Origin of the sequence: Arthrobacter rhombi (genome assembly GCF_039526245.1) — a bacterium.
GTDB lineage: Bacteria > Actinomycetota > Actinomycetes > Actinomycetales > Micrococcaceae > Arthrobacter_H > Arthrobacter_H rhombi.
The window spans coordinates 301,007-307,958 of the sequence record NZ_BAAAIV010000005.1 but is presented as its reverse complement, the minus strand read 5'-3'; the positions used below and the strand labels follow the sequence as shown (position 1 = coordinate 307,958).

5 protein-coding genes, 1 tRNA gene and 1 pseudogene are annotated in these 6,952 nt (G+C 67.0%); 3 read left to right on the top strand and 4 right to left on the bottom strand.

Going from position 1 to position 6,952, the window contains the following annotated elements:
- Positions 1–649: pseudogene (locus tag ABD088_RS05935) on the bottom strand (HNH endonuclease); the annotation flags it as partial.
- Between the two features lie 140 nt (positions 650–789).
- Positions 790–1,461: a DUF8185 domain-containing protein gene (locus ABD088_RS05930; RefSeq protein ID WP_343900738.1), complete on the bottom strand. Its 672-nt coding sequence runs from the start codon at positions 1,459–1,461 to the stop codon at positions 790–792.
- A gap of 118 nt (positions 1,462–1,579) precedes the next feature.
- Between ABD088_RS05930 and ABD088_RS05925 the strand changes: the two genes are divergently transcribed.
- A complete protein-coding gene (locus tag ABD088_RS05925) occupies positions 1,580–2,536 on the top strand; it encodes an acyl-CoA thioesterase (protein ID WP_343900737.1) in 957 nt (318 codons plus the stop codon).
- 120 nt (positions 2,537–2,656) lie between these two features.
- Here the strand turns inward: ABD088_RS05925 and ettA are convergent, their stop codons facing one another.
- Together ettA and ABD088_RS05915 are read right to left on the bottom strand one after the other, a co-directional pair.
- Positions 2,657–4,339 (bottom strand): energy-dependent translational throttle protein EttA, encoded by a 1,683-nt coding sequence (gene ettA / locus ABD088_RS05920; RefSeq protein WP_343900736.1) that lies wholly within the window; start codon positions 4,337–4,339, stop codon positions 2,657–2,659.
- Between the two features lie 94 nt (positions 4,340–4,433).
- The gene (locus tag ABD088_RS05915; RefSeq protein ID WP_343900735.1) at positions 4,434–4,961 is read right to left on the bottom strand and encodes a single-stranded DNA-binding protein; all 528 of its coding nucleotides are present in this window, start codon (positions 4,959–4,961) and stop codon (positions 4,434–4,436) included.
- Positions 4,962–5,196: 235 nt separating this feature from the next.
- Between ABD088_RS05915 and ABD088_RS05910 the strand changes: the two genes are divergently transcribed.
- Together ABD088_RS05910 and ABD088_RS05905 are read left to right on the top strand one after the other, a co-directional pair.
- A tRNA-Arg gene (locus tag ABD088_RS05910) sits at positions 5,197–5,273 on the top strand.
- 405 nt (positions 5,274–5,678) lie between these two features.
- A complete protein-coding gene (locus tag ABD088_RS05905; RefSeq protein ID WP_343900734.1) occupies positions 5,679–6,941 on the top strand; it encodes an MFS transporter in 1,263 nt (420 codons plus the stop codon).
- Positions 6,942–6,952: the final 11 nt, after the last annotated feature.

The window sequence follows — 6,952 nt, the reverse complement described above, 5'->3', positions numbered from 1 at the left end:
ACACCCGACGATCCGCCACCGCCCGCCGCGCCCGCTCCACCACAGCCCGCGGCGACACCGCATACACCAGCTTGCGCACCCGCCCGATCAACGCCTGCGTCCCGACGCCGTCCAGAACAGCAGGATCAGCCATCAACTGCTCATCAACCATCGCGCGTTCACCACGACTCAGGCACGCGGTCTCGCGCACCAACATCGTGGCCCGCCACTCCGAGAGCCTCCCGGTAACCAACGCCCGATGGGTATGGGGCATCTCGTTGACCACTGCCTTCGCCACCCCCAACAACCGGTGGCCCGTGTTCGGACACTCACACCGGGCCAACGCAATCTGGGCATGGACACCGGCACCGAGTTTGCCCGCAGCCATCCCACCGGCTTCCTGCCGGACACGCACCGTTTCATCGAGGACGACCTCGGCACGGGCCTGGAGACCAGCCAACGCGTTCTTCAACGACTCGGCACGACTGATCACATCCACCAGCACCGTCTCGTCCAACCCGGCCACTTCCGCGGCAGGCATCAACGCCAACACCCCGGACAGCAGATCCAGCACACCCGACCCGTCTCCAGGCAACCCGGAGGCCTGCGCGGCGGACGTGGACGTCAACGCCGCGGGACCGGGTTCCGGAACCGCCACAGACTCGAACATGTATTCGATTCTACCGGTGGACCCCCCTCAGGACCCCGGAAAAACAACCCTGTGAGGGGCACGTCCCACCCATACCCACACCTCGCCGCGCACTCACATTCACCGGACCAACGCCTGCCCCGGCGGCTGCCCGGCCTTCACTAGAGCAGCGGTGCGCCATGCCTGACCAGGGTGTGGCCCCCGGATGACGTGAGCCGCAGCCAGCGGCCCCGGCTGAAGAGCCGGCTGCGGGCACCCGGACGGAGGAAACCCAAGGACTCCGCCGCGAAGGCCGCCCCCAGGGGCAGCTCGACATCCGCGGGACCGGTCTGGCAGGAGGCGGACCAGATGCGTCCCCGCACGGTGTCGAGCACCGGCCGACCGGCGTTCGGGGGCAGTGCCTCGGCGACTGCGTGCATACCCGCCTCGGCCTCGGCAGACAAGGCATCGTCGTCGTACTCCCCCCCTGCCTCCCAGCCGGCCAACGGCGGGGTGATCCCGGCCCAGGCTGCCCGGGATTCGGCAGGCGGCAGCGGCAGTGCGGTGTCCGTCTCGCCGGCTCGGGCCAGCCGGTCGGTCAGCGCACCCAGTTCATAGACGGCCACCAGCCCATCGGCGGTCGCGCTGGACAGCTTGGCCACGCGCATCCCCAGCACCGTGGGCACTGCGCTGCCAATGGCCTCCTGGGCCAGGACGGGGACGTAAACCGCCAAGGCCGCGCCGACCACCTGCAGCCGGGCTTGCCCATCCTCCACGGTGCGCGCCCGCGCCAGGAAAGTGCGCAGGTCGGACATGGTTTCGGGATCGGCCAGCTGCAGGGCATCGGGAAGCATGCTCCCATGCTGCCACCCTTGGGGCCCGGGGCGCCAAGCGCCCGGCTTCCCCCGCTTGATTGGCACGCGCGGGGCCGGATAGTCTCAAGCGCAGACCAAGCCTTACCGAGGAGTAGTAGTGACCGATCCCGAATCGCCCGAATCCCTCGTGGAGCTCCTCGACCTCGACGGCGACGGACAGCTGCGCACCAACGAGGACATCTTCATCGGCCACACCCCCTCCCAGAGCCGCGATCGCGTCTTCGGCGGACAGGTCGTGGCCCAGTCGGTCATTGCCGCCACGCGCACTGTCGAGGGCGAACGGCCGATCCATTCGATGCACGGCTATTTCCTGCGTCCGGGCGATGTGCACGTGCCCATCACCTTCGGCGTGGAACGACTCCGCGATGGCCGGTCCTTCTCCGCACGGCGGGTGCACGCCTACCAGAAGGGCCAGCCGATCCTCTCGATGATCGCCTCCTTCCAGGATCCGGCTGAGGGGTTGGAGCACCAGATCGAGATGCCCGCAGGCATCCCGGCGCCGGAGGACCTGCCGACCACCGCCGAGCTCATCGGCAAGATCAACCACCCCATCGCCCGTGAATGGGCCTACAAACGCCCGTTCGACATCCGCTACATCGAACCACCGCTGTACTTCGAGCCCCCGAGCGGCGCCGGGCAGACGGCCACGAACGCCCTGTGGATGAAGACCTACGAGCAGCTTCCCGACGATCCTGCGCTGCACCGCGCCGCCCTGGCCTACGGCAGCGACTACACGTTGCTCGAGTCAGTGCTGCGCCGCCATGGCCTGCCCTGGATCACCCCCGGCATGAACGTGGCCAGCCTCGACCACGCCATGTGGTGGCATCGCGACGTCAAGGTCGACGACTGGCTGCTCTACGTCCAGGAAAGCCCCAGCTCGTCGGGGGCCCGCGGGCTGGGCCAGGGACGCTTCTTCACCCGCGACGGCGTCCTGGTCGCCAGCGTCGCCCAGGAAGGCATGGTGCGCGTGCCCTCGGACAAGAAGTCCAAGTTCGTCGGCGGGGTCCAATCACGGATCATGCGCGCAGCGATCAAGCGCGACCAGCAACGCTAGACAGCGCACGACGGCGGCGCCGGGCTCCAGCGGTCCTCCCACCCGATGCCCCACTGAATGACAACAGCGCCCCTGCAGACCTCTCGGTCCGCAGGGGCGCTGTTGTTGGTCCGGCTGCCGTTAGCCGCGCGTGAGGCGACGGTGCGTGACGCGGTGCGGCTTGGCCGCGTCCGGGCCGAGCCGTTCGATCTTGTTCTCTTCGTACGCCTCGAAGTTGCCTTCGAACCAGTACCAGCTCGCAGGATCCTCTTCGGTGCCTTCGTAGGACAGGATGTGGGTGGCCACCCGGTCCAGGAACCAGCGATCGTGGGAGACGACCACGGCGCAACCGGGGAATTCCAGCAGCGCGTTCTCGAGGCTGGACAGGGTCTCGACGTCGAGGTCGTTGGTCGGCTCATCGAGCAGCAACAGGTTGCCGCCCTGCTTGAGCGTCAGCGCCAGGTTCAGGCGGTTGCGCTCACCACCGGAGAGCACGCCTGCCTTCTTCTGCTGGTCCGGACCCTTGAAGCCGAAAGCCGAAACGTAGGCACGCGAGGGCATCTCGACGTTGCCGACCTGGATGTAGTCGTTGCCGTCGGAGACAACCTCCCAGAGGTTCTTCTCCGGGTCGATGCCGCCGCGGTTCTGGTCGACGTAGGAGATCTTGACCGAGTCACCGATCTTCAGTTCACCCTCGTCGAGCTCCTCCATCCCCACGATGGTCTTGAACAGGGTCGACTTGCCGACGCCGTTGGGGCCGATCACACCGACGATGCCGTTCCGCGGGAGCGTGAAGGACAGGTCCTCGATGAGCACACGGTCCCCGAAGCCCTTCTTGATCTTGTCGGCCTCGATGACCAGCGAACCCAGGCGCGGGCCCGGCGGGATCTGGATCTCCTCGAAGTCGAGCTTGCGGGTGCGTTCGGCCTCCGCAGCCATTTCCTCGTAACGGGCCAGACGGGCCTTGGACTTGGTCTGGCGGCCCTTGGCGTTGGAGCGGACCCAGTCGAGTTCGTCGCTGAGGCGCTTGGAGAGCTTCTGGTCCTTCTTGCCCTGGACCTCCAGGCGTGCCCGCTTCTTCTCCAGGTAGGTGGAGTAGTTGCCCTCATAGGGGTGCAGCTGGCCGCGGTCGACTTCGGCGATCCACTGGGCCACGTGGTCCAGGAAGTACCGGTCGTGGGTCACGGCCAGGACGGCGCCGGGGTAGGCCTGCAGGTGCTGCTCGAGCCAGAGCACCGATTCGGCATCGAGGTGGTTGGTGGGCTCATCGAGGAGCAGCAGGTCCGGCTTCTGCAGCAGGAGCTTGCAGAGGGCCACGCGGCGGCGCTCACCACCGGAGAGCACCGAGACGTCGGCGTCGCCCGGAGGGCAGCGCAGGGCGTCCATGGCCTGCTCGAGCTGGGAATCGATATCCCACGCATCGGCGGCGTCGATGGCCTCCTGCAACTTGCCCATCTCCTCCAGCAACGAGTCGAAGTCGGCATCAGGTGCCGACATCTCCTCGGAGATCTGGTTGAAACGCGAGATCTTCTCGTAGATCTCCCCGACGCCTTCCTGGACGTTGCCCAGGACCGTCTTTTCTTCGTTCAGGGGTGGCTCCTGCAACAGGATGCCCACCGAGTAGCCTGCGCTGAGCCGGGCTTCGCCGTTGGAGGGGGTGTCGATCCCGGCCATGATCTTGAGGATCGTGGACTTACCGGCCCCATTCGGGCCGACCACGCCGATCTTCGCGCCGGGGTAGAACGACATGCTGACATCGTCGAGGATCACCTTGTCGCCAACGGCCTTGCGGGCCTTGGTCATGGTGTAAATGAATTCCGCCATGCCCACTAGGCTAGTCGTTTCAGGTGCCAAATCCCTATTTGGGGTGGGCTCCAGCCGGGCGTCCACTTGCTGGAGGGGGGCCGGCGGCATTCCTTCACCCAGCCAGGTACCGGTGATCGGATTCCCGGCCGACATCAGCATCGGTTTCACCAGCGTCGGCACTGCTCCGATCCTCACCGTCCCCGCCGTCGAATTCCTCCCCATCGACCGCGAAGCCACTCACGCGCACCTCATCGTCGACGCGTGAGAGCAGCTGTGGGAGACGGTGGAATTCCGCTGTGCCGAACTTCAGATCGTGTCCAACGAACTGCGCCTCGATGTCGATACCCACCCCGGTGCTGCCATCTTCCCGCGTGAACTGGTCGATCTTGGCGTACCCGCCGACGAAGACGCGTTGGCCCTTGCGGATCGACGCCGCCGCGTTCAGTCCCAGCTGGTTGAAGACCTTGATGGTGTACCAGTTGGTGCTCTTGTTCTCCCACTCACCCGTTTGGGCGTTTTTGCCCCGGTTATCGGTTCCCACCCGGAACTGCGTGACCTGGAAGTTGTTGGCGTGCGTCCGCGTGATCGGGTCGGTGCCGACGTTGCCGACCACGGTGATGAAGTTGTTCGCGTCTCTCATGGTGTCCTCCAAGACTGGTATCCATCGCGGAACGTCGTCGTCCCGCACCATCAGCGTCCCGGCTCGGCACCGCGTGGCGGCAGCCGGCCGGTGCGATGGTGGACAGCACCGCCCACGAACCCCATGTCGGCCTCCTGTGAGGGGGTCGACCCAAGGGGGGGGGGCCGAAGGCCCGATGTGGCGTCGACGTCTCCTCTCGCTAGAATGATTCCTGTTGTTGCCCCGCGGGGCTTCGGCCCCCGTAGCTCAGCTGGATAGAGCAACAGCCTTCTAATCTGTCGGTCGCGCGTTCGAATCGCGCCGGGGGCACCACTCAGTCGCCTGTGTCGCTGGACAGCTTTTCCGGCCGGCGAGGATCTGGGCATCGCCCGGCCTCCCCTGCAGCCGCCCTCCCCCGCGACCAGATCGCCGCGCTGGCTGCCGGACAGATTGCCGGGCATGCTCCGGATTCGGCGGTGGCCCCGTAGCCGGGGAACCACGCATCCCCGCTTCCGAAAAAGGCGCAATGGGCGCGCTGACCTGGGCGGACTGTCCCGCGCCGGCGGGGACACCGGGCGAAAACCAGCCGAAAAGTCCACCATCGGCATAAACCACACTAGACTGGGGTCATCGGAGCAAGCAGAGGAGCGGCGCGGTACTTGGAGGGGGATCCTCACCGGGCGCTCCTGTCTCCGATGTTTCGCACCCCACCCCCCTCACCCGTAGGAGAAGAACCAGTTGTCCACCACGCAGTCCGCGGCGACGCGCGGCAGCCTCGCCGTATGGCGTAACGCGGTCTTCGTCGTCTTTGGCCTCTCCGGCCTCGGTTTCGCTTCCTGGGTCTCGCGCATCCCCGCAGTCCGCGACGGGATGGAACTCAGCACCGAAACGGTCGGGCTCATGCTCTTCGGCCTGGCCATCGGATCCATCGCCGGGCTGGCCATCGCCCCGACCTACATGGCCCGCGTCGGCACCCGCAGGGCGCTGCTCTTCTCACTGCTGGCCATGGCCGGGACCACCGCCCTGCTAGGGCTCGCCGCCGGCACACTGGAATCGCTCCCGCTCTCAACTGCCACGCTGTTCCTGTTCGGGTTCTTCTACAGCATCACCGACGTGGTCATGAACGTCGAAGGTGCGGGCGTGGAAAAGGCGGCCCGGCGTACCCTGCTGCCGCTGATGCACGCCTACTTCAGCCTCGGGACCATCCTCGGCGCGCTACTCGGCGCCGCTGCGGCTCGCTTCCACGTGCCGATCGGCCTCCACTTCGCCGTGGCCGCGGTGGCCATCGGCCTCACGGGCGCCGTGGCCGTCCGCTTCATCCCCCCACCAGAGCCGCACATGCCGGGTACGACGGCGGGGCCGGGCTCTGCCCGAACCGAAACCACCGCGTCGTCCCCGGCCGGCAGACGCAGCGGCATCGTGGCCCACCTGCGCGAATCACTGCGCATGGCCACCGAACCCCAGCTACTCTTTTTGGGCCTGATGGTCATTGGCATGGCCTTCGTGGAAGGTGCGGCCAATGACTGGCTTCCCCTTGCCGCGGTCGACGGCCACGGATTCAACAACGCCGGCGGCGCCCTGGTCTATGGCACGTTCGTCGCCGCGATGACGCTGGGGCGGGCCACGGGAGGCCCGCTCATCGACCGGCTGGGGCGGCGGCTGACGCTCACGGTGATGGGTTCCCTCGGATTCGTGGGCATCATGGTCTTCATCCTGACCAACGAGCACTGGACCGCCTTCTGCGCCGCGGCCCTCTGGGGGCTCGGCGGCTCGCTGGGCTTCCCGGTCGGGGTATCCGCCGCGGCGGACCACCCCACCAATGCAGCACGCAGGGTGTCCATCGTCTCGATCTTCGGGTACACGGCGTTCCTGGTCGGTCCCCCGATCCTCGGGTTCATCGGCGAGCACCTGGGCATCCTCGACGCCTTCTACGTGGTCGCCGCGATGCTCCTGATCGCGCTGCTGGTGACACCGCGCGCCATGAGTGCCCGCGCCCGCTGAACCGGACACTC

Coding starts and splice junctions, on each gene's coding strand:
- ABD088_RS05930 (WP_343900738.1), bottom strand. CDS start 1,461: ATGCTTCCCGATGCCCTGCAGCTGGCCGATCCCGAAACCATGTCCGAC.
- ettA (WP_343900736.1), bottom strand. CDS start 4,339: ATGGCGGAATTCATTTACACCATGACCAAGGCCCGCAAGGCCGTTGGC.
- ABD088_RS05915 (WP_343900735.1), bottom strand. CDS start 4,961: ATGAGAGACGCGAACAACTTCATCACCGTGGTCGGCAACGTCGGCACC.